Raw genomic sequence first — 26,170 nt, 5'->3', positions numbered from 1 at the left:
AAGTACTGTAAGAAAAGACTGCAGTGCCGGGTGCGGGAGAAGCTTAAAATTCCTTTCAAACTACTGATTGATGCAGAATCGCAGGCAACCTGCGATATGCGGGAGGTAAAAATAAGATGAATAATTATGACAGAATATGGGCGACGGTGGATCTGGATGCGATAAAACACAATATGGCCGCCATGAAAGCCAATCTCCGGGAGGAGACGAAGATCATTGCCGTGGTGAAAACAGACGGCTATGGCCATGGGGCGGTGCCCATTGCCCATGAAATAGAGGATTTGCCGTACCTGTACGGCTTTGCCGTGGCAACGGTGGAAGAAGCCCTGATATTACGGGGCAGCGGCATACGCAAACCGGTGCTGATTCTGGGCTATACCTTTCCCTACTGCTATGAGAAAATGGCAAGAGAGGAAATCCGCCCGGCCGTGTTCCGTGAGGATATGCTGGAGGAAATGGGAAAAGCGGCCGTTTCCTGCGGTCGCCCTGTGAAAATACATATCAAGGTGGATACGGGAATGAGCCGTATCGGAATCCGTCCGGATGAGAGCGGCCTTGCCTTTGTCAGAAAATGCATGGAAACTCCGGGGATTGAAATCGAAGGGATTTTCACTCATTTTGCCAGGGCTGATGAAACGGATAAGACGCCGGCAAGGCAGCAGCTGGAACAGTTCCTTGATTTTACCGGACGGATCCGCAGGGAGCTGGGCATACATATTCCCGTGCAGCACTGTTCCAACAGCGCCGGCATCGTAGGGCTTGGGGAAGCAAACCTGGATGTGGTCAGGGCAGGAATCACCCTTTACGGCCTGTGGCCGTCGGAGCAGGTGGCAAAGGATATCGTTCCTTTAGAGCCGGTGCTCTCCTTAAGAAGCCGCATCGTATACATAAAAGAACTGGAAGCCGGCAGGGCTGTCAGCTACGGCGGGACCTTCGTGACGCAGGCTCCCACCCGGGTAGCCACCATACCGGCCGGATATGGGGATGGATATCCCAGAGGCCTTTCCAACAAGGGCAGCGTGCTGATCGCGGGAAAACGCGCGCCGATTCTGGGACGGATATGCATGGATCAGTTTATGGTGGATGTCACCGGGATACCCGAAGCGAAGGAAGGCGACGTGGTCACCCTCATAGGACCGGACGGGGACGATGCCATAACCATGGAGGAGCTGGGAGAGCTTTCCGGCCGCTTTAATTATGAGCTGGCCTGCTGTCTGAATAAGCGGGTTCCCAGAGTCTATGTGAGGGACGGGGAAACCGTTTACAGCAAGGACTCCTTCCGGGATTTCCGCTAGAGAGGAAAGCAGTTTTCAAATACGCTCCAAAAATCACCCTACCTGAATACCTTCCGAAAAACAGGCAATAATATTGCAAGACAGCCGGAATACTTAAGACGCTGCGGCTGCCTGTAAGGATGTAACGCTTTCCGGAGAAGAAGGAGATCAGGACATGAGACGCGGAGATATCTATTATGCGGATTTAAGACCGGTAATTGGATCGGAGCAGGGCGGAATCAGGCCGGTATTGATCATACAGAACGATGTGGGAAACAAACACAGCCCTACTGTGATTTGCGCCGCAATTACCTCTAGGATGAATAAAGCGAAGCTCCCCACGCATATTGAGCTTCGCGCAGGGGAGTATGATATTGTAAAGGATTCCGTCATTCTCCTGGAACAGCTGCGGACAATTGACAAGCAGCGTTTAAAGACAAAAGTCTGTCATCTGGATGAATCCACCATGGCCCGTGTAAACCAGGCCCTGAAAATCAGCCTGGAATTAAATACATAAGCTAAGCCAGGTTTCTTGACGTTTTTTTACCAAGATGATATATTAAGATGAGTTTGAAAAGGAGTTGATAGAATGGACGATGGTGGGCCTACTGCCAGTATACTTTTATTTCTGGGGCTTTTGCTCCTGGAAGCATATTGTTACGGCTTCGGCGCTGCGATTCATGGACTGAATGAAAAAGAGGTGGAAAGAAAAGCGATAGAGGAGAATGATAAAAGGTCTCTTCTGCTGAGCAGGCTTGTGGGAAAGCCGTCCCGGTACGTTAATACGGTTCAGCTGGTGGTAACCTTTCTGAACCTGTGCATGGGCGGCATGTATCTGCGTGTCTGGAGCTCCCATATCAGGAAAATGCTCCGGGCGCTTGCGGAAAGGCAGGCAGGGCTGTCTTCTTTTGCGGGAGGGCTGATTACGGCCGCTTCCCTGGTGATTACCGTGATTCTTCTGCTTTACATACTGCTGGTTTTCGGCACACTGATACCGAAGAAGCTGGCTTCCCGGTCACCGGAGAAATGGGCTTACAGGATGATTAAGCCCGTTTCCGCCGTTATGACCATTTTTGCGCCTCTGACGGGACTTTTTTCCGTCACGGCGTACGGGATACTGAAGCTGTTCGGCATGCATCCGGATGAAGACAGCATTGATGTGACGGAGGAAGAGATCATTTCCATGGTAAATGAAGGCCATGAGCAGGGCGTAATCCAGGCCAGCGAAGCGGAGATGATAACCAATATTTTTGAATTCGGGGACAAGCGTGCCGAGGATATCATGACCAACCGCACGAATATCGTGGCCATTGACTGTGAGATGACTTTCGGCGATGCGATCCAGTTCATGCTGAACGGACGCAACAGCAGATACCCGGTGTATGAAGAAAATATTGATCATATCATCGGCATTCTCCATATGAAGGATGCCCTGCGCAGACAGTCTGCGACCGATCCGGGAATGAAGGTCCGGGATATTCCCGGGCTGCTCAGGGATGCCAGGTTCATACCTGAGACGAGGAAGGTGGATTCCCTGTTCAAGACAATGCAGTCCACCAAGTGCCAGATGGTTATTGTCCTGGACGAATACGGGCAGACCGCGGGCATGATAGCCATGGAAGATATACTGGAAGAAATAGTAGGCAATATTCTGGATGAATATGATGTGGATGAATCCTATATCAGGGAAAAGAGCAAGGACGAATACATCATAGAAGGGAAGACTCCTCTGGAGGAGCTGGAGGAGCTGTTTGACATTTCCTTTGATGAAAGCGAGTTTGAGACGTTAAACGGATTCCTGATTGCAAAGCTGGAGCATATCCCCGAGCCGGACGAGCAGTTTGATATCCGGATCGACGGATATGATTTCAAGGTGCTTTCCGTGGAAAACAAAATGATAAAGACGGTCCTTGTGAAAAAGCTCCCCGAAGAAAGCGGCGCCGCCTGTGAAGAGCGGCCCCTTTCCGGGAAAACAGAAGAAGACAGGCGTTCCTCCGGCCAGGATAAGGCGGGAGAAAGCGGAAACAAGTGATGGATAAAAAAGGAGAAAGAAAAAATGTCAGGACATTCAAAATTTGCAAACATTAAACATAAAAAAGAAAAAAATGATGCTGCCAAGGGCAAAATTTTTACCATTCTGGGAAGGGAAATTGCCGTTGCAGTAAAGGAGGGCGGCCCGGATCCGGCCAATAACTTCAAGCTTTCCCAGGTGATTGCCAAAGCAAAGGCCAACAACATGCCCAACGATACCATTGAACGCGGCATCAAGAAGGCCGCCGGCGATGTGGGAAATGTAAATTATGAATATGTAACCTATGAAGGCTACGGCCCCAACGGCATCGCTATCATAGTTGATGCGCTTACCGATAACAAGAACCGTACGGCCGCCAATGTAAGGAGCGCCTTTACCAAGGGCAACGGAAGCATCGGGACACCCGGCTGCGTATCCTTCATGTTTGACAAAAGAGGACAGATCATCATCGACAAGGAAGAATGTGAAATGGAAGCGGATGATCTGATGATGATGGCTCTGGATGCCGGCGCGGAGGATTTTGGCGAAGAGGAAGACAGCTTTGAAATCCTTACGGCTCCCGATGATCTGGAGGCTGTGCAGAAAGCGCTGGAGGAAGCCGGCATTGTCCTGGCAAGCGCCGAAGTGACCATGATCCCCCAGAATTATGTGGAGCTTACCGATGAAACAGCATTAAAGAACCTGCAGCGTACGCTGGATCTGCTGGATGACGATGACGACGTACAGGCGGTATATCATAACTGGGATGAGTAAATCCTAAAGGGAGCATACGAATGAAGAAACCATACGCAAAAGAAACAATATGTATCCAGTCGGGCTGGAAGCCCGGAAACGGGGAACCCAGGGTCCTTCCCATCTATCAGACAACCACTTATAAATACGATACCTCCGAGCAGATGGGACGCCTTTTCGATCTGGAGGAGGACGGCTATTTTTACACCAGGCTCCAGAACCCCACCAATGACTGTGTTGCGCAGAAGATCTGCGAGCTGGAGGGCGGCGTGGCGGCCATGCTCACATCCTCCGGCCAGGCCGCTAACTATTATGCGGTGTTCAATATCTGTGAGGCGGGCAGCCATGTGGTGCTTTCTTCCACCGTTTACGGCGGCACCTTCAACCTCATCGCTGTAACAATGAAGAAAATGGGAATTTCCTGCACTATCGTGGATCCGGATGCGGATTATGAAACCCTCTGCCAGGCTTTTCAGGAAAATACCAGATGTGTGCTGGCAGAAACCATTGCCAACCCCGCACTGGTGGTGCTTGATATTGAAAAATTTGCAAAGGCGGCCCACGCCCATCAGGTGCCTCTGATTGTGGACAATACCTTTGCCACGCCCATTAACTGCAATCCTTTTAAATGGGGGGCGGACATCGTTACCCATTCCACCACCAAGTACATGGACGGACATGCCATGTGCGTAGGCGGCGCCATTGTGGACTCCGGCAATTTTGACTGGAGTCTTTATCCGGAAAAGTTCCCGGGCCTGTGTGAACCCGATGATTCCTATCACGGCATCATATATGCGGAAAAATTCGGAAAGGAAGCGTACATAAGGAAGGCAACGGTACAGCTGATGCGCGATCTTGGTTCCATCCAGTCGCCGCAGAATGCGTTCCTTCTGAACGTGGGGCTGGAAACGCTTCATCTGAGAATGCCCAGACACTGTGAAAACGCCATGAAGGTGGCGAGCTTCCTGGAAAATCATGAAAAGGTGGCCTGGGTGAACTATCCCGGCCTAAAGAGCAGCAAATATTATGAACTGGCATGCAAATATATGCCGAACGGTACCTGCGGCGTGATTTCCTTCGGCCTGAAGGGCGGAAGGCATGCAGCGGAGATAATGATGGATAAGCTGGAGCTGGCGGCTATCGTGACGCACGTTGCGGATGCCAGAACCTGTGTGCTTCATCCTGCCAGCCATACACACAGGCAGATGAACGACGAGCAGCTGAAGGAAGCCGGAGTCAATCCGGATCTTATCCGCTTCTCTGTGGGAATCGAGAATGCGGAAGATATTATAGCGGATTTGGAGCAGGCGCTTGCCGCTATCTAAACTCAGCGGGCCGCGCCGGTTATCCGGTGCGGCCCTGCGTGTTAAAAGAAGGCAGAAGTTCGTACCAAGCTGCGCGGTAAATACGCAGACTGGACAAATATGCGGCGGCAGCAGGCATCCTGTCCATCGCACAACGGTTATAAACGGCAGGATGCCTGTAACAGTTCGTCTATACAAACTGTTCGAATCGGGGGGAAGCATGAGATATCTCAGATGCAGGTTTAATTATATATTGTGGGCATTGTACGGTCTGGTAATCTGTATTTATTTTACTGCGCAGATTTCTCTGATCTGTACTATGCTGGATCTTGGCTGGCCTTATTATTTCCTCGGAACGGCAGGCTGCGCTTTGCTGTTGGTCCTGGCGGTTTATACGCCGGTTCATATGCTGGCGGAAAAACGGGCTGAAGTAAGACCGGAATTAAAGCATGCCCAGCTGTGGGAATGCCTTTTCCTTATTTTTGCCATTGCGGCGGCCCTGCTTCTGCGGCTCTGGATGGCTTCCTCCGGCGGCGCCGGGCTGTACGGCGATAAAAGCCTGTATATAATCGCAGCCGCTACGGCAGGACAGCCTGTGAGGCTGACAGGGCTTCATTTTAACGAAATTTTTCTGTTCCTTCTTACCTGTCTGTTTTCCATGATCGGTGTGTGGGAAAATAACTGTATTCTTTTACAGCTGGCCCTGCAGATTGCAGCCATTGCCCTGCTGTATCCGGCTGTGCGCATGATTGCAGGGAAAATCGCTGCGGTGGCGGCCGTGACGGCGGCGGCCCTGCTTCCGGTATATGTGGAATACTGTCTGTCCGCCACGCCGGAAGGCCTGCGTATGCTCTGTTTTTCCCTGCTTCTGTTAATAGTGGGAGCCATGCTTGGCAAGCTTAAGAAATGCGGAAGGAAATCTGCGGCGGCAGGACTGATTCTTTTTCTGGCCGGCTTTGCGGCGGGGATTTTTTCATTCCTGGATTATTATTTCCTGAGCGTATTTCTTCTGGGACTTCTGGGGATCCTGTATCTGGAACGCCGCGGTGTCCGTGCTAAAACAAGAATTAAAGAAACGGCAGCTTTTTTTATCGCCGCCCTGTGCGGTTTTGCAGGCGCGCTCTGCCTCCGGCTTTTTCTTTTCGGCGGGAGCGTTGCAGAGGTGCTGCAGGAATGGTTTTTGGTAAATATGGAGTCAGGACAGACCGGCTGGGCAAGCCTTGCCGGCAGGGAAGCGCTGTTTTACTTCCTCCCGCTGCTGTTTTCTGCGTTTTTTTATGTATTCGGATTTTTTGAACAAAAGGGAAATCTGGGAATTATCTGGATTCTGCCTTTTGCTTTTCTTCTTATCAGTGATCTGATATTTGGCACCAGCCTGGAAAAGCAGACGATAACGCTGCTTTTCTGGGGCGTATTTGCCGGTATGGGGGTACATAGCATGTGCTGCTTTGAAAAGGATAAAAACAGGAAAAATAAAGAAAAGCCGTCCCTTCCCAAAAAAAGAAGGCATCACCCGGGTGCTTCCGAAAAAGATGCGTCTGCACAGGCTTCCTTTAAGGCTGTGGGAATTGAAGCAAGGCTGGAAGCGCCTGCTGGTTCGCCGCTGCCCGGGGAACCCATTCCCAACCCGCTGCCCGGTCCCAAAAAGCATGTCCCAAGGGAAATGGATTTTGCATATGAGCCGAAGGAAGAGGAGATGTGCTTCGATATTGACCGTTTTGAAGAGGGTGACGATTTCGATCTGCTATAGAATAAGGAAGGGTAAACGTTTAGCAGGCCGGCGCATTTTTCTGCGCTTGCCATATGGTTGGACAGTAACTGAAACTCATATAACCATAAAAAGTTTTTATAAAAGTGTGCCGGAAAATTCCATTATTATTCCGGCGCACTTTTTTCTTCCCGCTTTTTCCTCCCGGAAACAATTGCTTTGGCGCATAAAACCCGCCTGACCTGCAAACAATACGAAAAACAAACGGATAACAGCAAACGCGGTTTTTTCGCGGGACAGGAGCAGACAATATGAGCAGCAATAAAGCAGACGAAGAAAAGCAAAGGGATGAAAGAATCGAGGAAACCGGACAGCTGACGCTGGAGCGTCACGGAGAAAACGACAAAGCCATCCATATGATAACCATCATCGGAGAAATCGAAGGCCATGACAACCTGGGAAGCTCCTCCAAAACAACAAAATACGAGCACATCCTTCCCCAGCTGGCCGCCATAGAGGACAGCAGTAAAATAGAAGGTCTTCTTATCCTTCTGAACACCATGGGCGGCGATGTGGAAGCGGGCCTTGCCATAGCGGAGATGATCGCCTCCCTCAGCAAGCCCACCGTTTCCCTTGTGCTTGGCGGCGGCCATTCCATCGGCGTCCCCATTGCCGTCAGCGCCGACTATTCTTATATCGTTCCCACAGGAACCATGGTCATCCACCCTGTGCGTATGAGCGGCACCGTCATCGGCGCTCCCCAGACCTTTGACTACTTCAAACAGATCCAGAACCGTATCACCGGCTTCGTTTGCTCCCACTGCGACATCACCAGAAGCCGTATGGAAGAGCTCATGATGGAAACCGGAGTCCTCACCAAGGACCTGGGCACCATCCTTGTGGGTGAGGAGGCTGTAAATGCAGGCCTTATCAACGAAGTGGGCGGTATCAAAGAAGCTATCCAAAAGCTCCACACCCTGGCCGGCCGGAAAAAGTAGGGGAGGACGGCTAAAGTCAGCAGCCCCGGCTGCGTACTGGTTTTCCCCGCAGGGTCCCTGGCCGGCCGTCCTTCTTCCCGGATACGGTGGGGGTGTTTCCGGCTCCAGTCTCAAAAACGGGGTATTTCTAACCGTCCCGGGAGGCCGGAATCCTGCCAACGCGGCCAGAACTCCTCACGCAGCGGCTTGCAGCCGGCTGCGTTCGTCAGACAGGCCGCTAAGGGCGGCATGATTCCGGCCTCCCGGGGCGGTAAGAAATATCTCCGTTTTTTCCAATGGAGCCGGAAACACCCCCACCGTATCCGGGAAGAAGGACGGCCGGCCAGAGACCCTGCGGGGAAAACCAGGCGCAGCCGGGGCTGCTGACTTTAGCCTGGGTATATAGGGGTGCCGGAAGGCTATGAGGATGGCTATGAAATATTAAATGATGACAAGTCCCCTGTTTCGTGGTATACTGATTTCGGTTTAGTCTGTGATTCAAACAGATTTCGGAGGCGGTAAACAATGGCATCAGCTTCAGGAAGCAGGTCAGGCGCGGGTAAAAAGAATACAACTTCTTCTTCCAGAACGAGAAGCAATTCCAATACAAAAACTAAAAAAAGCACATCGAATGCACGGAATAAAAGTCAGCAGAAGATTAGAACAGAAGAGGAAAGCGCAATCACCAGTGAGATCATTCTGATTGGTGTCTTTGCGTTAAGTATTCTTCTCTTTTTATGTAATTTTGGGGTGATCGGCCCTGTGGGGAATGCTGTCAGTCATGCGATGTTCGGCATTTTCGGCATGATGGCTTATGTGATTCCGGTGATGATTTTTCTCGGGATTGCTTTTGGTATCTCCAACAGAGGGAATGTGTTCGCTGTAATGAAAATTGTGGCGGCTGTTCTTTTGGTACTTTTAATTGGGGTGGTGCTGGAGCTGATCGGGGGGCAGGTGCCTTCCATGGAGAAGTATTCTGTTGCGTTGCTTTATAAGGTGAGCGCGGATTCCAAGGCCGGGGGCGGGGTGCTGGCTGGTTCCCTTGCCTATCTTCTGAATCATTTCCTGGGCATGGTGGGAGCTGTGCTTCTGGTAATCGTGCTGGCAATTATATGCCTGGTGCTGATTACGGAGAAATCTTTTGTGGGCGGCGTGAAGTCGGGGAGCAGGAAGGTATATGAGTCTGCCCGTGAGGATGCAAGAGTGCGTAAGGAACGCGCCCGGATAAGAAGAGAAGAGCTGGAAGCCAGAAGGGAAGAGGAAGAACGGCTGGCACAGGAGGAGGAGGCGCGCAGGGATGCGGAGCGGATTCTCCGGATGGATAAAAAGGTGTCCGGCGTAATGATTGATACCACCCTGGCGGCGCAGGAGAAAGAGGCCCGTGAGGAAAGCAGGGAACGGCTGAGAAATGATATTCATGAAATAACGGTGGAGGATGCTGCGGCGGAAAAGAAAGAGAGTGTCAAGGTAGCGCCCAAAACAGATAATATTATTGATTTTGATAAAATACAGATACATACCGCCGGGCAGACGGTCCGGGAGGAGGAAGGGGAAGCTGCGGGTGAGCTGCATCCCGTCAAAGAACCTGCCGTTTCGGATCCTCTGGCACAGACCTACAAAAATGCGGATGTATTCAGCGATATGAAGGAAGTGTCACCCGTACATATTACGGCAAAGCCTGTGGGGGAGGCACGTTCTGAGATTTTTGACAGCCAGGTATTCCCGGTGGGGGCGGAGCCTGAAATGGACGTTGTTGCGGCAGGGGAGGAGCTTCCCTGGGACGAGCCGTCAGGAATGCCGGGGGACGGGGTGGTAGAAGATGTCAGCAGCCCTGCGCCTGAAAGGGAGCGGCCGAAGGCCAGGCTTTCGAAAGAGGAACATCCGCTTCCGGGAGGCGGAAAGCAGTTTACCGGCGAAGGGCGCCAGCTTACGCTGAAGGATATAGAACCGGCCGGGAAAGCGGCTGCGGCGGCGGGAACTGCCGGACAGGCGGCCATGGCTGAAATGCGCAGGGAAGGGGCGCCTGCAGTTGCCCAGATACCGAAAAAAGAGCGCCCCTATCATTTCCCTCCGATTTCACTTCTTCAGAAGGTTGGCGGAAACAATTCCGGGGATTCAGTCAGGGAGCTTAAAAATACGGCGGCCAAGCTGCAGCAGACGCTGGCTACCTTCGGCGTTAAGGTGACCATTACAGATATCAGCCAGGGACCGTCCGTAACCAGGTATGAGCTGCAGCCGGAGCAGGGTGTTAAGGTCAGCAAAATCCTGGGACTGGCGGATGATATCAAATTGAACCTGGCGGCAATGGATATCCGTATTGAAGCGCCGATACCCGGAAAAGCAGCGATCGGGATCGAGGTTCCCAATAAGGAAAATACCATGGTTTCGCTTCGTGAGCTGATGGAAAGCAAGGAGTTTAAGGAGTTCCCGTCACGGCTGTCCTTTGCCGTAGGGAAGGACATTGCCGGTAAGGTAGTTGTTTCCGATATTGCCAAGATGCCTCATATGCTCATTGCAGGTTCTACCGGTTCCGGTAAATCGGTCTGTATCAATACATTAATAATGAGTATTTTGTATAAAGCCAAGCCGGATGAGGTCAAGCTGATCCTGGTGGATCCCAAGGTGGTGGAGCTGAGTGTTTATAATGGGATTCCGCATCTGCTCATCCCTGTTGTGACCGATCCGAAGCAGGCTTCTGCGGCCCTGCACTGGGGCGTTGCCGAGATGACGGACCGTTACCAGAAATTTGCGGATATGAACGTCCGTGATTTGAAGGGATATAATAAGAAAGTTGAAGACATGCGGGCGAAGGGAGACACAACGGCTCCCGATAAGCTGCCTCAAATCGTCATTATTGTAGACGAGCTTGCCGATCTGATGATGGTGGCTCCCGGTGAGGTGGAGGAATCCATCTGCCGTCTGGCCCAGCTGGCCAGGGCTGCGGGGATCCATCTGATTATTGCGACCCAGCGTCCTTCCGTGGATGTTATCACGGGCCTGATTAAAGCCAATATGCCCAGCCGTGTGGCTTTTGCCGTATCCAGCGGCGTGGATTCCAGAACCATTCTGGATATGAATGGTGCGGAAAAGCTGTTGGGAAAAGGAGATATGCTTTTCTATCCCCAGGGCTATTCCAAACCGGCGCGTATCCAGGGAGCTTTTGTTTCCGACGGCGAGGTTTCCGATGTGGTTGATTTCCTGAAGAACCAGGTGATTGGAAATGTTTACGATGATCAGATCGTTGAAAAGGTAAAAACGATGGAATCCTCCGGCGGTGGAAGCGGCGGAGGTGCCGGCGGCGGTGGGCCGGAAAGAGACGCCTACTTTGAAGAAGCGGGCAAGTTTATCATCGATAAGGATAAAGCGTCTATCGGCATGCTTCAGAGAGTGTTTAAAATCGGCTTCAACCGTGCGGCGCGCATTATGGATCAGCTTGCGGAAGCGGGTGTTGTGGGAGAAGAGGAAGGCACCAAGCCCAGGAAGGTGCTGATGAGCCCGGAACAATTCGAACAATACATAGAGGAATCGTAACTGTGAAGGTGTTTTTAAAGCAGTTGCCCAAAAACTCTTTAATCAAGGAGGATACAAATGAAAACAGATATTGAAATCGCACAGGAAGCGGTCATGGAGCCAATCGTTAAGGTGGCGCAGAAGCTGGGGATCAAAGAGGATGAGCTGGAGCTTTACGGAAAGTATAAAGCGAAAATATCCGATGAGTACATGAATTCCATCAAAGGAAACCCGGACGGAAAGCTGGTACTGGTGACAGCCATCAATCCCACGCCCGCCGGGGAAGGCAAGACCACAACCAGCGTAGGCCTGGGCGAAGCCTTTGGGAAGCTGGGGAAAAAAGCGGTAATCGCCCTGCGTGAGCCTTCTCTTGGGCCCTGCTTTGGCATTAAGGGCGGAGCGGCCGGCGGCGGCTATGCCCAGGTGGTTCCCATGGAAGATTTGAACCTTCATTTCACAGGGGATTTCCATGCGATTACATCTGCCAATAATTTATGTGCCGCTCTTCTTGATAATCATATTCAACAGGGAAATGAACTGGGTATTGATACCAGACAGGTGGTCTGGAAACGCTGCCTGGATATGAATGACCGTGTGCTGCGCAACATTGTTGTGGGTCTGGGAAATAAAATGGACGGTACGGTAAGGGAGGATCATTTTGTCATTACCGTTGCAACGGAAATTATGGCTGTTCTCTGCCTGGCGGAGGATATGGACGATCTGAAGGAAAGGCTGTCCAGAATGGTAGTGGCTTATACTTTTGACGGAAAGCCCGTTACCGCAGGGGATATCCATGCGGTAGGCTCTATGGCGGCACTGCTGAAGGATGCGCTTAAGCCCAACCTGATTCAGACGCTGGAGCATACGCCGGCGCTGGTTCACGGCGGTCCCTTCGCCAATATCGCCCATGGCTGCAACTCGGTAAGAGCCACCAAGACTGCTTTGAAAATGGCTGATTACGTTATCACAGAGGCTGGCTTTGGCGCAGATCTGGGCGCTGAAAAATTCTTTGATATCAAATGCCGCATGTCCGGACTGAAGCCTGATGCGGTCGTTCTTGTAGCCACGGTCAGAGCGCTGAAATACAACGGCGGTGTACCCAAGGCAGAGCTTGGCAGCGAGAATCTGGAAGCCCTGGAAAAAGGAATTGTCAATCTGGAGAAGCATATTGAAAACCTTCAGAAATACGATGTTCCTGTTGTGGTTACCCTGAATTCCTTCATTTCGGATACGGCAGCGGAAATTGCTTTTGTAAAGAAATTCTGCGAGGACAGAGGCTGTGAGTTCGCCATTTCCCAGGTATGGGAAAAGGGCGGTGAAGGCGGAATTGAGCTGGCGCAGAAGGTTCTGGAAACACTGGAAAAGAAGGAAAGCCATTTCCATGTATTATATGAGGATACTCTCAGCCTGAAAGAAAAGATTGCTGCAGTTTCCAAAGAAATTTACGGGGCGGACGGTGTGGTTTATTCGCCTGCGGCGGAGAAACAGCTGAAGAAGCTGACAGAGCTTGGTTTCGGCGGACTGCCGGTCTGCATGGCAAAAACCCAGTACTCCCTTTCCGATAACCCGGATCTTCTGGGACGGCCGGAAGGCTTTGAAATCAATGTGAGAGAAGCCTATGTATCCGCGGGAGCGGGCTTTGTGGTTGTACTGACCGGAGCGGTCATGACGATGCCGGGGCTTCCCAAGACACCGGCCGCGTTCAGTATTGATGTGGACGAAGGCGGCAGGATAACCGGCCTTTTCTGAGAATTATCAGGAATGCAGGGTATTTTTTGACAGCATATGTACCAGCGCAGGAAGGAGAGAATGACCTATGGCAAAAATTATTGACGGTAAGGCAATATCCAAAGCCATCAAGGATGAAGTAAAGCAGCAGGTGGAGGAATGGAAGCAGCAGGGGATTACAGTTACCCTGGCTGTTATCCAGGTAGGCAGTAACCAGGCCTCTACCGTATATGTGAACAATAAAAAGAAGGCCTGCGAGTACACGGGCATCCGTTCGTTTTCTTATGAGCTGCCGGAGGAAACCACGCAGGAGGAGCTTCTTTCTCTTGTGAGGGAGCTTAATGACAGGGAGGACGTGAACGGCATCCTGGTACAGCTTCCTCTTCCTGCGCATATGGACGAGGATGAGGTGATCAGGACGATTTCACCGAAAAAGGATGTGGACGGCTTTCATCCCCAGAGCGTTGGCGCGTTATGCATAGGCCAGCCGGGGTTTGTATCCTGCACCCCTGCGGGGATTATCGAGCTGCTCAAAAGATCCGGCGTTGAAATCGCAGGCAGGGAATGCGTGGTTATCGGCCGCAGCAATATTGTGGGAAAGCCCATGGCTATCCTTCTTCTGCGTGAAAACGGCACAGTTACCGTGGCTCATTCTAAAACTGCGGATTTGAAGGCGGTAGCCAGAAGGGCAGATATTCTTGTGGTTGCTGTGGGCAAAGCCAAAATGATAACAAGCGAATATGTGAAGCCCGGCGCCGCAGTCATCGATGTGGGGATGGACAGGGATGAAAATAACAGGCTTTGCGGCGATGTGGACTTTGAAGATGTGGAAAAGGTGGCAGGCAGCATCACCCCGGTTCCCGGAGGTGTGGGCCCTATGACGATTGCCATGCTGATGCACAATTGCCTGGAGTCCGTAAAGCTTCAGGGAAAGTAACAGGAAGGATTGTGTATGAAATGTCCCAGATGTGGAAGTGAAATCAAGGACGGAAGGCTGTTTTGCGAGAAATGCGGGGAAGAAATCCGGATAGTGCAGGATTTTGAACCGGAGATGGAAGTGAATATGGAAGGAAATATTTCCATTGAAGATGAAATCTCCATGGAAGAAAACCTCTCCGCAGATGATATTCTGTCTGATGATACGGAAAAATCGGGGACAGAGCCCTGGCGGAGTGGAGTTCTGCAGAAAATAGGGAAACGGGTTTCCCTGCTGACGGTAAGACAGAGAATGATAATGGCTGTCGTACTCGTTCTTCTGCTGAGCGCGGTTTTGGGACTGGCGGTGGCGGGAGTGCAGCATTTCAGCGCAGATTATCAGTATGATAAAGCGCTGGAATACATAAACAAAAAGGATTATGCAAAGGCATGTTCCTATGCGGAAAGAGCTGTGGAGCTGGAACCGGGCAATGTGGAATATCTGGTACGGCTTGCCGGCTGCTTTAGCGCCATGGGCAATGAAGAGGAGACCATTGAGCTGTGTCTTCGTATTATAGGAATGGACGAATCCAATGAAGCGGCCTACAAACGTTTAATATCCATATATGAGAAAAGAAAAGAGTATGATATAATAAATGAGCTGCTTCTTTCCTGTGGAAATGAACAGATAGTAAACCAGTATCCTGGTTTTATAGCCAAACCGCCGGAATTTTCCTTCAAGGGAGGTGTTTACAATGAGACGCTTTCATTGAAAATGCTGGCGAATACCCAGGGCACCATTTATTATACGGTGGACGGCAGCAAACCTGATGAAAGCGGTCTGGTGTATTCCTCCCCGGTTTTTCTGGAATCCGGTCAGTATGATATCCGTGCGGTTTTCATCAATTCCTATGGTGTGGAAAGTGATGAAACACAGGAACATTATTTTGTGGACGTAACCGTGCCGGAGGCTCCGCTGGTAAGCCCTGAGGAAGGGGAATATTCACGCCCCACCATCATTTCGGTAGAGGTGCCCGAGGATTATACGGTATATTATACCACTGACGGAACGCTTCCTACTGCTGACAGCATTCAGTATACCGGGCCGTTTCCCATGCCGGTGGGAGTCAATACCTTCCGGTTTGTCAGCTACAGTGCTGCGGGAGTGGCAGGCGTGGAAACGCAGGTACGCTATTCGCTGAACCTGCATGCGGCGCTGAGTATTGAAGCGGCGAAGAACAAGCTGCTGTTTGAACTGGTCAATGCCGGTATCATCCAGGATATGAGCGGCAGCGTGAAGACAGGGAGCGGACATAACGTTTATGGATATAAATATGCGGTGACGGTAGACGGAACCGATTATTATCTTTACAGGGAATATTATGAAGACGATGCCGGGAACCGTGCCGGAACAGGCACGGATTATGTGGTAAGCATCATGGAAGGACAATGTTATAAAGCAGTGCAGGCTGCGAAGGAAACTTTGGCGGCAGGTGCGGCAGTACAGGGAGACGGCGGCAAACTGCCGGACGAGCCTGAGACTTCTGCGAAGGAAGCCTCTGAGGAAAACGCGGATGCTAAGGACAAAGGCCCCTGGAGCACACTGATACTGCAGGATATAAATTCCGGATCCAATCCGGAGTAAGTCATCAAGACATTATTAAACAAGCAGATGGAGGGAAAAAATGTATCAGATTTTACAGGCAAAGGAACTGACCACAAACATTTTTATGATGGTAGTGGAAGCAAAGAGAGTTGCAAAATCCTGTGAACCGGGACAGTTTGTAATCGTAAGAAGGGATGCTGACAGCGAGAGAATTCCGCTTACTATCTGTGATTATGACAGAGAAGCGGGCACGATCACCATCGTATTCCAGATTGTGGGAGCAGGAACATTGGAAATGTCTACCCTGAAGGCAGGAGATGCCTTCCATGACGTTGTAGGTCCTCTGGGCCGTCCTTCGGAACTGGTGGAGGAAGACATGGAGACTCTTTCCAGGAAAAAAATCCTTTTTGTTGCAGGCGGCGTGGGAACAGCTCCCGTATATCCCCAGGTGAAATGGCTTCATGAGCACGGAATTGCAGCGGATGTTATCGTAGGCGCAAAGACTAAAGATCTGCTGATTCTGGAAGAGGAAATGAAGTCTGTTGCCGGAAATCTCTATGTGACTACGGATGACGGCTCCTACGGAAGAAGCGGTATGGTAACACAGACAATCCAGGATCTGGTGGAGAAAGAAGGCAAGGCCTACGATGTCTGCATTGCTATCGGACCGATGATCATGATGAAATTTACCTGCAAAATGACAGAGTCCCTGAATATTCCCACTATTGTCAGCCTGAATCCCATTATGGTTGACGGAACCGGTATGTGCGGCGCCTGCCGTGTAACCGTAGGCGGCGAAGTGAAATTCGCCTGCGTGGACGGACCGGAATTCGACGGACATAAGGTTAACTTTGATGAAGCAATGAAGCGCCAGCAGATTTATAAGACAGAAGAAGGCAGGGCGTTTTTAAAGGCCAAAGAAGGCGCTACCCACCACGGCGGATGCGGTAACTGCAACTGACAGGTATAATTTGCGGAATGAATGAAGACAGTGACAGTTCAGTCAGCGGAACTGTTACCGAAGACAGTGACAATGGAGGATAATATGGACGTTTTAAAGAAAGTGCCTGTAAGAGAACAGGATGCAAAGGTGAGGGCTACCAATTTTGAAGAGGTGTGCCTTGGATATAATAAAGAAGAGGCTATGGAAGAAGCTGCAAGATGCATTAACTGCAAGAATGCCCAGTGTATCAAAGGCTGTCCGGTATCCATCAACATCCCCGGCTTTATCGAAAAGGTAAAGGAAGGGGATATCGAGGCGGCTTATCAGGTTATCAGTGAGGCTTCCGCGCTTCCTGCCGTATGTGGCCGTGTATGCCCTCAGGAAAGCCAGTGTGAAGGAAAATGCATCAGAGGCATTAAAGGGGAGCCGATTTCCATCGGTAAGCTGGAGCGTTACGTAGCCGACTGGGCAGGGGAAAACAACATCAAACCGGAAGGCGCAAAAGAGAAAAAGGGCAAGAAGGTTGCTGTTATCGGTTCCGGCCCTGCAGGACTGACCTGTGCGGGAGATCTGGCAAAGATGGGCTATGAGGTTACCATTTTTGAAGCGCTGCATGAGCCCGGCGGCGTTCTTGTATACGGAATCCCTGAATTCCGTCTTCCCAAGGAAGCTGTAGTGAAGAAGGAAATTGAAAATGTAAAATCTCTGGGCGTTACAATCGAAACCAATGTAATTGTGGGAAAATCCGTAACCATTGATGAGCTTCTGACAGAAGAAGGATTTTCTGCCGTATTCATTGGCTCCGGCGCGGGGCTTCCCAAGTTTATGGGAATCCCCGGAGAAAATGCGAACGGTGTGTTCTCTGCAAATGAATATCTGACAAGAAGCAACCTGATGAAGGCATTCCGCGAGGATTCCGAGACGCCTATCATGCGCGGCAAAAAGGTAGCGGTAGTCGGCGGCGGAAACGTAGCTATGGATGCGGCAAGAACAGCTCTTCGTCTCGGGGCTGAGGTTCATATTGTTTATAGAAGAAGTGAAGAAGAGCTGCCTGCCCGTGTGGAAGAAGTGCACCATGCAAAGCAGGAAGGAATTATATTCGATCTGCTCACCAATCCCGTTGAAATCCTTGAGGATGAAAACAACTGGGTATGCGGCATGAAATGCGTGAAGATGGAGCTGGGCGAGCCCGATGCTTCCGGAAGAAGGCGTCCTGTGGAGATTCCCGGTTCCGAGTTCGTAATCGACTGCGACACTGTAATCATGTCCCTGGGAACCTCTCCCAACCCGCTGATTTCCTCCACCACCGAAGGGCTGGATACCAACAAGTGGAAATGCATCGTTGCCGATGAAGAATTCGGAAAGACCTCCAAAGAAGGCGTTTACGCCGGCGGTGACGCCGTAACCGGAGCCGCCACAGTAATCCTGGCAATGGGGGCTGGTAAGGCCGGGGCTAAAGGAATCGACGAATACTTATCCAAGTAATACCATTGCCTGCAATGGGGGCAGGCAAGGCTGGCGCTAAGGGAATAGACGAATACTTATCCAAGTAATACCATTGCCTGCAATGGGGGCAGGAAAAGCCGGGGCTAAGGGAATAGACGAATACTTGTCAAAGTAACTGAGTTTGGAAACAGGGAGATGCAGCATCATGGTAAATCATATTGTTTTTTGGAATTTCAAGCCTGAACTGACGGAGCAGGAAAGAGAAGAGGCCGGTAAGATGATCCGGCAGAGTCTGGAAGCGGTCAGGGAAAAAGCGGAAGGGGTCATCAGACTGGAGGTGCGGATTAATGAGCTGGCATCCAGCAATAAGGATATCGCCCTGATTTCCAGCTTTGAAACGGTGGAGGCGCTGAATGCGTACCAGATTCATCCCGACCATGTAAAGGCGGGCAGTTTTGTCAAAACAGTGACCTGTGACAGAGCCTGTTTTGATTATGAAGGCTGAGATTAATTGTAACGATTCCGCCTCTGACAGGGGCGGAGCGCTGAAAGAGGAGGAGTCATTATGCCCTGGTGTCCAAAGTGTAAAAACGAATATGTGGATGGCGTAAAGACGTGTGTTGACTGCGGCTGTGACCTGGTGGGTTCCCTGGAGGAAATGGAAAAGGAAGGCCTGATTTTCGGGACGCAGGAAGAAATGGAAGAACTGCTTTCCTTCCTTTCCTGCAATGGAATCAAAAGCGGGGAACTACGTTTTGACGAAACAGAGGATCTGTATGAATTATTCGTTTCTCCGGAGGAAAAGGGCAGAGCTTCCCGCTATTCCGGCATTTTCCAGAAGGAGAAAAACCTTCGGGAAAAAAAGAAAGCGATAAATAACAATAGTTTTGAAGATATGCAGGAAGAGCTGGCGGAGACGGAGGAAGAGGCTGAAGAAGAAGCTGTGGAAGCTGCACCGGCAGGCCCGGTGTATGAAGCGGCCTCCCAGAAAGCCGAGAATTTCAAGTCGGGTGCTTATACGCTGCTGGGAGCCGGTATTGTGGGCATGATCCTGCTCATCTGCCTTCTGGCGGGCGTCCTGCCGATACAGCTTAACGGAAGCACGAAATATCTTACCGGCGGGGTAATGGGAGCGCTTTTTCTCGTATTTATAGTAATGGGAGTGCTTTCCCTGAAATCCTCCAGGCAGTTTGAGGGAAAAGCAAAGGAAGAATCCGCTCTGAAAGAGGAGCTGCGCCGCTGGTGTGATGAGAATATTACGGCGGAGGCTGTGGACGCTTCAATTCCGGATCTGCCGGATGCGGAGGAGGCACGCTATTTCAGGCGGACGGAACGGATCCGCGCTATGATATCCGAGAATTTCCTGAATCTGGAGGCCGGCTATCTGGAAAATTTTGTGGATGAAATATATCCACAGTTTTTCGGCGGAGACGGACAGTAACTGTGAAGAAACCAGGCAGTTAGGAATGAGTTAAATATGCGGCAGCCTCTGAGTGGGATCAGAGGCTGTTTTCAGGTAATTGTCCCGGGGCCGTGCGCCGCGCACGGGCAGGATATAGGATATGATTGTGATGCGGCGGAATGCCGGACAGGAAAGGGAGCGGTATATGAAAATCTCAATTATCTGCGTTGGGAAAATAAAAGAAAAATTTTACAGAGAGGCCGTTGCCGAATATGCCAAAAGGCTTTCACGCTACTGTAAGCTGGAGGTGCTTGAGGTGGAGGATGAAAAGACGCCGGAACAGCCAAGCCCCGCGCAAAAGGAGCAGATCCTGCGCAGGGAGGCCGAACGCATGGAACGTTATATCAGGCCGGACGCCCATTTAACAGCGCTTGCCATAGAAGGCAGAAAAATGGATTCCGAACAGTTCGCTTCCCGTATAGAAAGCCTGGGCGTCAGAGGAACCAGCCATATCCAGTTCCTGATAGGCGGATCGCTTGGAATCCATCCGTCCCTGCTGGATAAGGCGCATGACAAACTCAGCTTTTCCGATATGACCTTCCCTCACCAGCTGATGCGGGTAATACTGCTGGAACAGATTTACCGGGGATACCGGATCATGAACAAAGAACCGTATCACAAATAAATGTATTTGACTTGCTGTAAAATGAAAAGCGTGTCAGACACGCAGACAGGAGAACTAATGGAACGCAATCTGATTATGCTGGGAACCGGACATGCCATGGTGACCAGATGCTATAATACATGCTTCTGCATACAGAACGCAGAGGACTACCTTCTGGTGGATGCAGGCGGCGGAAACGGAATCCTTTCCCGGCTGGAGGAGGCGCAGATCCCTGTGGAAAAAATACACTGTATGTTCGTCACCCATTCCCACACGGATCATGTGCTGGGCGTGGTCTGGATGATACGGAAGGTGGCCACAATGATGCGCGGCGGCTCCTATGAAGGAAAGTTTAAAATTTACTGCCATGAAGAGCTAGCGGATACGATTACCCAGCTCTGTATGCTCACGCTGGTTAAGAAATTCACCTCGTTTCTGGGAGACCGTATTCTGATTAAGAAGGTGAAGGACGGGGAAGAAAAAAATGCGGCGGGCATGAAGCTGACTTTTTTTGACATCCATTCCACGAAAACAAAACAGTTCGGATTCCGGGCGGGGTTTGAGGACGGGACAAGGCTTACCTGTCTGGGGGATGAACCCTATAAGGAAACGGCCAGACCCTATGCCGAAGGCTGTGACTGGCTGTTGAGCGAAGCCTTCTGTCTGGACAGGGATAAGGAAATTTTCCATCCTTACGAAAAGCATCACAGCACGGCGCTGGATGCCGGACGCCTGGCACAGCAGCTTCATGTGAAGAACCTGGTCCTTTACCATACGGAGGATACCTGTCTTTCGGAAAGAAAGGAGTCCTACACAAAGGAAGCGGCCCGGTGCTTTGACGGAAATATTTTTGTGCCTCTGGACCTGGAAAGAATCCGGTTATGAAGAGGGGAAAATGCTCATATACTGCAATATGAGTAGAAAATCTAATGTATTTAAAAAGAAAAGTATAACCGGAAAGAAAAGCGTACTGGAAAAAAGCTCCGCCCCGGGCAGGAAGGAGCAGCTTGTGGAGTCCCTGAAGCTGCCCAAGGATATGCTTCTTGGGGCTTCCATCCTCACCATGACGGGAAATCACGAGCTGTGGGTGGAAAATTACAAGGGAATTATCGAGTATACCACGGAGTCAATCATACTGCAGGCAAAAACCGGACAGATCGCTATCTGTGGATGCGGGCTGGTCATTGATTATTATACCAACGAGGACATGAAGATAATCGGAAATATACAGTGTATCCGCTATCTTTGACACCATGGAGGGATAATAGGCATGAAGGAATTTTTCCGGTATCTGCGGGGGTATCTGAAGATAAAGGTATGGGGATATTCTCCGGAGCGGTTTATGAATCTGTGCAGCAATCACCACATTCTGCTGTGGGACATTGCCAGGCAGGAGGATTGCTATACCATGTATATCAGCCTGTCCGATTTCTACAAGCTGCGGCCGATTGTAAAAAAGACCGGAACAAGGGCAGCCGTTCTGGAACGATACGGGCTGCCTTTTTTTATACGGAAAATGCGGAAAAGAAAGGTCTTTGCCCTGGGGCTTCCCTGCTGTCTGGCCTTTCTTATCGCCATGTCCCAGTTTGTATGGGCCATTGATTTTGAAGGAAATGTATCTATTACGGATGATGTGCTTCTGGATTTCCTGGCGGAGAACGGCGTGGATTACGGCGTGGCCAAAAACAAGGTGGATATCGAAGCCCTGGAGGCGGGACTTCGGGAAAATTTCGATATAATTACCTGGACATCGGCCAGGATAGAGGGCACCCATTTTATTGTTAAAATCAAGGAAAACGATCTGGCTGTGGAGGAAGAGACGGAGGACGACAAGGAAAACTGGCCCGGAAGCAATCTGGTGGCCACACAGGACGGCGTGGTAGTATCCATCCTCACAAGACAGGGGGTGCCAAAGGTGACGGAAGGCACGAGCGTGCAGAAGGGAGACATCCTGGTTTCCGGGGCAGTGCCGGTCATGGCCGATGACGGGACGGTGCGGGAATACCAGTTCTGCCATGCGGACGCGGACGTGGCCCTGGTTTATGAAATCCCTGTACATGAAGAACAGCCGCTTCTGTATGAATATAAAAACTATACCAACCGGGAAAAGAAGGATTTGTTTTTTTCATTGGGACATAAACGCTACATACTGAAGCTGGGAGAGTGCAGGTTTGTAAAATACGATACCATACTTGACAGCCGCCAGCTGTGCATCTTAAACCAGATCTACCTTCCCTTTTATTATGGCTTTGTAGTACACAGGGAATATCTTCCAGTAGAAGCGGTTTATCAGGAAAAAAAGGCGGAATCCATGCTGAATGAAGCACTTTCAAAAAATATAGTAAGTTTAGAAGAAAAAGGGGTACAAATAATACAAAAAGATGTTAAAATAGAAGCAGTGGGCAATATGCTGGTGATGGACGGCTATATGACCGTGCAGGGAAATGACGGTAAATCACAGCCTGTACAGGAACAGCAGCCTGCGGCTGAAAATGAGACGGAACCCGGGAGCAGTCAGTAAATATATGGAGCAGTTTGAAGAGATAATTGAAATGGAAGCCGGACATATTCTGAATGTGTTCGGCGAATACGATAAATATGTGAAGAAGCTGGAGAAATATCTGTCGGTCACCATAGTTGACAGGGACGGAGGCGTCCGGATTACCGGTTCGAGGAAGCATGTGGAGCAGACCGCAGCCATTCTGAACCAGCTTCTGGAATTATCGAAAAGGGGAAACCAGATTCAGGAACAGAATGTGGATTATGCGATTGAGATGAGTATGGAAAGCAACAATGACGCACTTTTGGAAATAGACGGCGATCTTATCTGCCATACGGTGAGCGGAAAGCCGATTAAGCCGAAAACGCTGGGACAGAAGCAGTATGTGGATGCGATCCGCAGGAATATGATCGTTTTCGGCATGGGCCCTGCCGGCACAGGCAAGACCTATCTGGCCATGGCTATGGCAATTACGGCATTTAAGAACAACGAGGTGGAACGGATTATCCTTACCCGCCCCGCCATTGAAGCGGGAGAGAAGCTGGGATTTCTGCCCGGCGATCTGCAGAGCAAGGTTGACCCGTACCTGCGCCCTCTCTACGATGCCCTCTATCAGATCATGGGCGCGGAAAGCTTTGTGAAAAACATGGAAAAAGGGCTGATCGAGGTGGCGCCTCTTGCCTATATGCGCGGCCGCACGCTGGACAACGCCTATATCATACTGGATGAGGCGCAGAATACCACGCCTGCCCAGATGAAAATGTTCCTGACGAGAATCGGCTTCGGCTCCAAGGTCATTATAACCGGTGATTCCTCACAGAAGGATCTTATGCCCGGTGTGAAATCCGGCCTTGACGTAGCGGAGAAGGTACTGCAGAAAATCGACGATATCGCCTTCTGTACCCTGACCAGCCGTGACGTCGTCAGACATCCCCTGGTGCAGAAAATCGTAAAGGCATACGAAACCTATGAAAACCGCGAGCTTTCCAGGGAACGCACAAAGCCGCAGAGGGAAACGAAGGATAATGCCCGTAAAAAGGGGAAAGGAAGATTTGCCAGATGACCATATTTGTAGAAAATGAAACCGACTATGTCTTTCCCTTCGACCCCGAAAAGGTTGCCGGGCAGGTCGTCCTGGAGGTGCTGGAAGAGGAAAGCTGCCCATATGAAACGGAAGTGAATATCCTCATTACCGATAATGAAGGCATAAGGCTTTACAACCGGGAATACAGAAATATTGACAGGGAAACGGACGTGCTGTCCTTCCCCAACGTCCCCTTTGAAGCCCCGGCAGATTTTAATGCGGCGGAGCAGTACGAAGCAGACTGCTTCCAGCCTGACAGCGGAGAACTGATTCTGGGAGATATTATTCTTTCCCGTGACAGGATACTGGAACAGGCGGAGAGCTTCGGACACAGCATACGCCGTGAATTTGCGTTCCTTGTGGCCCACAGCATGCTTCATCTGTGCGGCTATGACCATATGGAACCACAGGAAGCAGCCGTAATGGAAGAAAAACAGAACCATGTCCTGGACGTGCTGGGAATTACGAGAGATATTACCGACTGATGACGGCAACTGTCCCGCAACAGTACCGTTATCTGAACTGCTGACGCTGTGCTTAATGCACAAAATAAAAACGACAAATAGAAAAGAAAAACAGAAAAGAAAAATAGAAAAGACTTGATGATAGGATTGCGATACGGATGAAGATGGCTGCGAATAACCATAAGAAAAAAAGAAGAAAAAACGACAGACCGGCCGGAGGAGGCGGCGCTTTTCTTGCCGTTTGCAGCGGTCTGGCCGGTCTGATTGCCATGATTAAAAGAATACCTCTGACCAATATGATCGGAGATAACGGAAACGCCTACTACAGCATGGCGTTTGATACCTACACATTTTTCTTTTTACTCTGCGGCTATGCCGCTCCCGCCGTTGTGGCTAAAATGACGGCGGCCCGGTGCTCCAAAGGACAGTTCCGCAATACCAGGCGGGTCTGGAATGTCTCCATGGGCCTGACAGCCGGTTCGGGCCTGATATGCGCACTGTTCATGTTCCTTCTTTCCGATGTGCTTTCACGCAGGGTTCTCGGAGAACCCATGAGCGCCATCGCTATGAAAATTCTTGCGGTAAATCTTATTTTTGCTTCGGTACTGGGACTCTACAGAGGCTTTTTCCAGGGCATGGGTACGATGGTTCCCACGGCGCTTTCCCGCTTCCTGGAAGAAGTGCTCTGTCTTATTGTAATGCTTGTAGCCGCCGGAAAAATGGGAGAGTACGGCAGCAAGGTGGGAGCCCTGCTTCAGAACCCCAATTACGAACAGGCCTTTGGCGCCGCAGGCGGTATCCTTGGCCTTGTTATCGGAAGCCTGGTACCCCTACTGTTTCTCCTGGTGGTATTTTTCATGTTCCAAAGCAGCTTCCGTAAAAAAGAGCGAAAGGACATGGGAAAAGGCACTGAAAGCTACCACCGCCTGATCCGCATCCTCCTTCTTACCTCTTTCCCGGTAATTCTCATTGCGCTGGTAACCCAGGGCAGTGTCATTGCAGATCAGATCATGTTCCTGAAAATGAGCTCCAAATCACAGGATACCATAGTCCAGTGGGGCGTTTATGCCGGAAAATACAGAATCCTGTCAGGAATGCCCATTATCGTGGTTACCTCCATATGCGCATCCCTCGTACCGGCCATGTCCGTTTCTAACGCCAGCATGAACATCGGCCGCCTCAAGGAAAAGGCCCAGCTGCTTCTCCGCCTGGCCGTCCTGCTTGCCCTGCCTGCAGCCGCCTTTTTTGCCATCATGGCAGATACCCTGATGCCGGCCCTGTTTAAAACAGGAAACCTGGAACTTCCCGCCGCGCTTCTGCGCATCGGAAGCATCGCCATCATATTCCAGGCCCTTTCCATGGCCATGGCAGGCATACTCCAGGGACTTGAACGGGAAAGAAACGTTCTCATCAACTCAGCGATCGCCTTCCTCGTCCATATCATCACCCTGTACATCCTTCTTAAAAGTACGAAGCTGGGCATCACCGCCGTCCTCATTTCCACCATCGTCCTGTATGCCCTGCTTTTTATCCTGAACCTGCTTTCCGTACAACGGCGGATATCCCTGCGCATTGACTGGGGCCGCATGATAGGCACCCCTGTCATCTCCGCAGCCGTATCAGGCGTGATTATCCTCCTGATAAACAAGCTCCTCACCGAAAAAATGGGCAGCATGGCCATGACCATCCTCTGCCTCATCCTCGGAACCATCATATACCTCGTTCTTCTCCTTGCCCTCCACGGCATTACAGAACGAGACCTCAAAGATATCCCCGCAGGAGAGATACTGATCACAGCCGCCAGGGCGCTCCATCTGATGTAGCCCCCGACACCTGCGGGTTACAGACCTGTGATAATTATATTTTTACAGAGAAGTCCTT

The 26,170-nt window shown here is 50.7% G+C and carries 22 protein-coding genes; all 22 read left to right on the top strand.

Features of this window, described 5'->3' with window-relative positions:
• Positions 1-116: 116 nt before the first annotated feature.
• Positions 117-1,295, top strand: a complete 1,179-nt coding sequence (gene alr / locus DXC51_RS18110; protein WP_044915539.1) for an alanine racemase — start codon at positions 117-119, stop codon at positions 1,293-1,295.
• A 154-nt stretch (positions 1,296-1,449) separates the two neighbouring features.
• A complete protein-coding gene (locus DXC51_RS18105; protein WP_021636724.1) occupies positions 1,450-1,791 on the top strand; it encodes a type II toxin-antitoxin system PemK/MazF family toxin in 342 nt (113 codons plus the stop codon).
• 72 nt (positions 1,792-1,863) lie between these two features.
• Positions 1,864-3,306 carry a hemolysin family protein gene (locus DXC51_RS18100; protein ID WP_102288736.1) on the top strand — a complete coding sequence of 481 codons (1,443 nt, stop codon included), beginning with the start codon at positions 1,864-1,866 and terminating at the stop codon, positions 3,304-3,306.
• A gap of 24 nt (positions 3,307-3,330) precedes the next feature.
• On the top strand, positions 3,331-4,059 hold the full coding sequence (locus DXC51_RS18095) for a YebC/PmpR family DNA-binding transcriptional regulator (RefSeq protein ID WP_021636722.1): 729 nt from the start codon (positions 3,331-3,333) through the stop codon (positions 4,057-4,059).
• Between the two features lie 20 nt (positions 4,060-4,079).
• Positions 4,080-5,363, top strand: coding sequence for an O-acetylhomoserine aminocarboxypropyltransferase/cysteine synthase family protein (locus DXC51_RS18090; protein ID WP_021636721.1), 1,284 nt, complete (start codon positions 4,080-4,082; stop codon positions 5,361-5,363).
• A 199-nt stretch (positions 5,364-5,562) separates the two neighbouring features.
• Positions 5,563-7,092 carry a hypothetical protein gene (locus DXC51_RS18085; protein WP_102288737.1) on the top strand — a complete coding sequence of 510 codons (1,530 nt, stop codon included), beginning with the start codon at positions 5,563-5,565 and terminating at the stop codon, positions 7,090-7,092.
• Positions 7,093-7,361: 269 nt separating this feature from the next.
• Positions 7,362-8,048 (top strand): ClpP family protease, encoded by a 687-nt coding sequence (locus DXC51_RS18080; protein ID WP_021636717.1) that lies wholly within the window; start codon positions 7,362-7,364, stop codon positions 8,046-8,048.
• 504 nt (positions 8,049-8,552) lie between these two features.
• Positions 8,553-11,558, top strand: a complete 3,006-nt coding sequence (locus DXC51_RS18075) for an FtsK/SpoIIIE family DNA translocase (protein WP_117545097.1) — start codon at positions 8,553-8,555, stop codon at positions 11,556-11,558.
• 57 nt (positions 11,559-11,615) lie between these two features.
• On the top strand, positions 11,616-13,286 hold the full coding sequence (locus DXC51_RS18070; RefSeq protein ID WP_117545096.1) for a formate--tetrahydrofolate ligase: 1,671 nt from the start codon (positions 11,616-11,618) through the stop codon (positions 13,284-13,286).
• 67 nt (positions 13,287-13,353) lie between these two features.
• Entirely contained in the window at positions 13,354-14,202 is an 849-nt protein-coding gene (gene folD, locus DXC51_RS18065) for a bifunctional methylenetetrahydrofolate dehydrogenase/methenyltetrahydrofolate cyclohydrolase FolD (RefSeq protein ID WP_117545095.1), read from the top strand.
• A 15-nt stretch (positions 14,203-14,217) separates the two neighbouring features.
• Positions 14,218-15,825, top strand: coding sequence for a chitobiase/beta-hexosaminidase C-terminal domain-containing protein (locus DXC51_RS18060; protein WP_117545094.1), 1,608 nt, complete (start codon positions 14,218-14,220; stop codon positions 15,823-15,825).
• Between the two features lie 40 nt (positions 15,826-15,865).
• On the top strand, positions 15,866-16,747 hold the full coding sequence (locus DXC51_RS18055) for a sulfide/dihydroorotate dehydrogenase-like FAD/NAD-binding protein (protein WP_117545093.1): 882 nt from the start codon (positions 15,866-15,868) through the stop codon (positions 16,745-16,747).
• Between the two features lie 84 nt (positions 16,748-16,831).
• Complete coding sequence (gene gltA, locus DXC51_RS18050) at positions 16,832-18,214, top strand: NADPH-dependent glutamate synthase (RefSeq protein ID WP_181970134.1); 1,383 nt, start codon at positions 16,832-16,834, stop codon at positions 18,212-18,214.
• Between the two features lie 166 nt (positions 18,215-18,380).
• Positions 18,381-18,680 (top strand): Dabb family protein, encoded by a 300-nt coding sequence (locus DXC51_RS18045; RefSeq protein WP_021638968.1) that lies wholly within the window; start codon positions 18,381-18,383, stop codon positions 18,678-18,680.
• A 60-nt stretch (positions 18,681-18,740) separates the two neighbouring features.
• Entirely contained in the window at positions 18,741-19,616 is an 876-nt protein-coding gene (locus DXC51_RS18040; RefSeq protein ID WP_117545091.1) for a hypothetical protein, read from the top strand.
• 166 nt (positions 19,617-19,782) lie between these two features.
• Positions 19,783-20,262 (top strand): 23S rRNA (pseudouridine(1915)-N(3))-methyltransferase RlmH, encoded by a 480-nt coding sequence (gene rlmH, locus DXC51_RS18035; RefSeq protein ID WP_035323513.1) that lies wholly within the window; start codon positions 19,783-19,785, stop codon positions 20,260-20,262.
• A gap of 57 nt (positions 20,263-20,319) precedes the next feature.
• Entirely contained in the window at positions 20,320-21,126 is an 807-nt protein-coding gene (locus DXC51_RS18030; RefSeq protein ID WP_021638971.1) for an MBL fold metallo-hydrolase, read from the top strand.
• Positions 21,077-21,490, top strand: a complete 414-nt coding sequence (locus DXC51_RS18025) for a YabP/YqfC family sporulation protein (protein ID WP_243003224.1) — start codon at positions 21,077-21,079, stop codon at positions 21,488-21,490. The genes DXC51_RS18030 and DXC51_RS18025 overlap by 50 nt, the downstream gene beginning before the upstream one ends.
• Positions 21,491-21,511: 21 nt before the next feature.
• Complete coding sequence (locus tag DXC51_RS18020) at positions 21,512-22,762, top strand: sporulation protein YqfD (RefSeq protein ID WP_025490098.1); 1,251 nt, start codon at positions 21,512-21,514, stop codon at positions 22,760-22,762.
• A 4-nt stretch (positions 22,763-22,766) separates the two neighbouring features.
• Complete coding sequence (locus tag DXC51_RS18015; RefSeq protein ID WP_025490097.1) at positions 22,767-23,804, top strand: PhoH family protein; 1,038 nt, start codon at positions 22,767-22,769, stop codon at positions 23,802-23,804.
• Positions 23,801-24,310 carry an rRNA maturation RNase YbeY gene (ybeY, locus tag DXC51_RS18010; protein WP_021638975.1) on the top strand — a complete coding sequence of 170 codons (510 nt, stop codon included), beginning with the start codon at positions 23,801-23,803 and terminating at the stop codon, positions 24,308-24,310. Before DXC51_RS18015 ends, ybeY begins: the two co-directional genes overlap by 4 nt.
• Positions 24,311-24,447: 137 nt before the next feature.
• On the top strand, positions 24,448-26,112 hold the full coding sequence (locus DXC51_RS18005; RefSeq protein WP_117545090.1) for an oligosaccharide flippase family protein: 1,665 nt from the start codon (positions 24,448-24,450) through the stop codon (positions 26,110-26,112).
• The last annotated feature ends 58 nt before the right edge of the window (positions 26,113-26,170 follow it).

Source organism: Eisenbergiella massiliensis (assembly GCF_003435485.1).
This window is presented reverse-complemented; position numbering and strand designations above follow the sequence as displayed.

Coding starts and splice junctions, on each gene's coding strand:
- alr (WP_044915539.1), top strand. CDS start 117: ATGAATAATTATGACAGAATATGGGCGACGGTGGATCTGGATGCGATA.
- DXC51_RS18105 (WP_021636724.1), top strand. CDS start 1,450: ATGAGACGCGGAGATATCTATTATGCGGATTTAAGACCGGTAATTGGA.
- DXC51_RS18100 (WP_102288736.1), top strand. CDS start 1,864: ATGGACGATGGTGGGCCTACTGCCAGTATACTTTTATTTCTGGGGCTT.
- DXC51_RS18095 (WP_021636722.1), top strand. CDS start 3,331: ATGTCAGGACATTCAAAATTTGCAAACATTAAACATAAAAAAGAAAAA.
- DXC51_RS18090 (WP_021636721.1), top strand. CDS start 4,080: ATGAAGAAACCATACGCAAAAGAAACAATATGTATCCAGTCGGGCTGG.
- DXC51_RS18085 (WP_102288737.1), top strand. CDS start 5,563: ATGAGATATCTCAGATGCAGGTTTAATTATATATTGTGGGCATTGTAC.
- DXC51_RS18080 (WP_021636717.1), top strand. CDS start 7,362: ATGAGCAGCAATAAAGCAGACGAAGAAAAGCAAAGGGATGAAAGAATC.
- DXC51_RS18075 (WP_117545097.1), top strand. CDS start 8,553: ATGGCATCAGCTTCAGGAAGCAGGTCAGGCGCGGGTAAAAAGAATACA.
- DXC51_RS18070 (WP_117545096.1), top strand. CDS start 11,616: ATGAAAACAGATATTGAAATCGCACAGGAAGCGGTCATGGAGCCAATC.
- folD (WP_117545095.1), top strand. CDS start 13,354: ATGGCAAAAATTATTGACGGTAAGGCAATATCCAAAGCCATCAAGGAT.
- DXC51_RS18060 (WP_117545094.1), top strand. CDS start 14,218: ATGAAATGTCCCAGATGTGGAAGTGAAATCAAGGACGGAAGGCTGTTT.
- DXC51_RS18055 (WP_117545093.1), top strand. CDS start 15,866: ATGTATCAGATTTTACAGGCAAAGGAACTGACCACAAACATTTTTATG.
- gltA (WP_181970134.1), top strand. CDS start 16,832: ATGGACGTTTTAAAGAAAGTGCCTGTAAGAGAACAGGATGCAAAGGTG.
- DXC51_RS18045 (WP_021638968.1), top strand. CDS start 18,381: ATGGTAAATCATATTGTTTTTTGGAATTTCAAGCCTGAACTGACGGAG.
- DXC51_RS18040 (WP_117545091.1), top strand. CDS start 18,741: ATGCCCTGGTGTCCAAAGTGTAAAAACGAATATGTGGATGGCGTAAAG.
- rlmH (WP_035323513.1), top strand. CDS start 19,783: ATGAAAATCTCAATTATCTGCGTTGGGAAAATAAAAGAAAAATTTTAC.
- DXC51_RS18030 (WP_021638971.1), top strand. CDS start 20,320: ATGGAACGCAATCTGATTATGCTGGGAACCGGACATGCCATGGTGACC.
- DXC51_RS18020 (WP_025490098.1), top strand. CDS start 21,512: ATGAAGGAATTTTTCCGGTATCTGCGGGGGTATCTGAAGATAAAGGTA.
- DXC51_RS18015 (WP_025490097.1), top strand. CDS start 22,767: ATGGAGCAGTTTGAAGAGATAATTGAAATGGAAGCCGGACATATTCTG.
- ybeY (WP_021638975.1), top strand. CDS start 23,801: ATGACCATATTTGTAGAAAATGAAACCGACTATGTCTTTCCCTTCGAC.
- DXC51_RS18005 (WP_117545090.1), top strand. CDS start 24,448: ATGAAGATGGCTGCGAATAACCATAAGAAAAAAAGAAGAAAAAACGAC.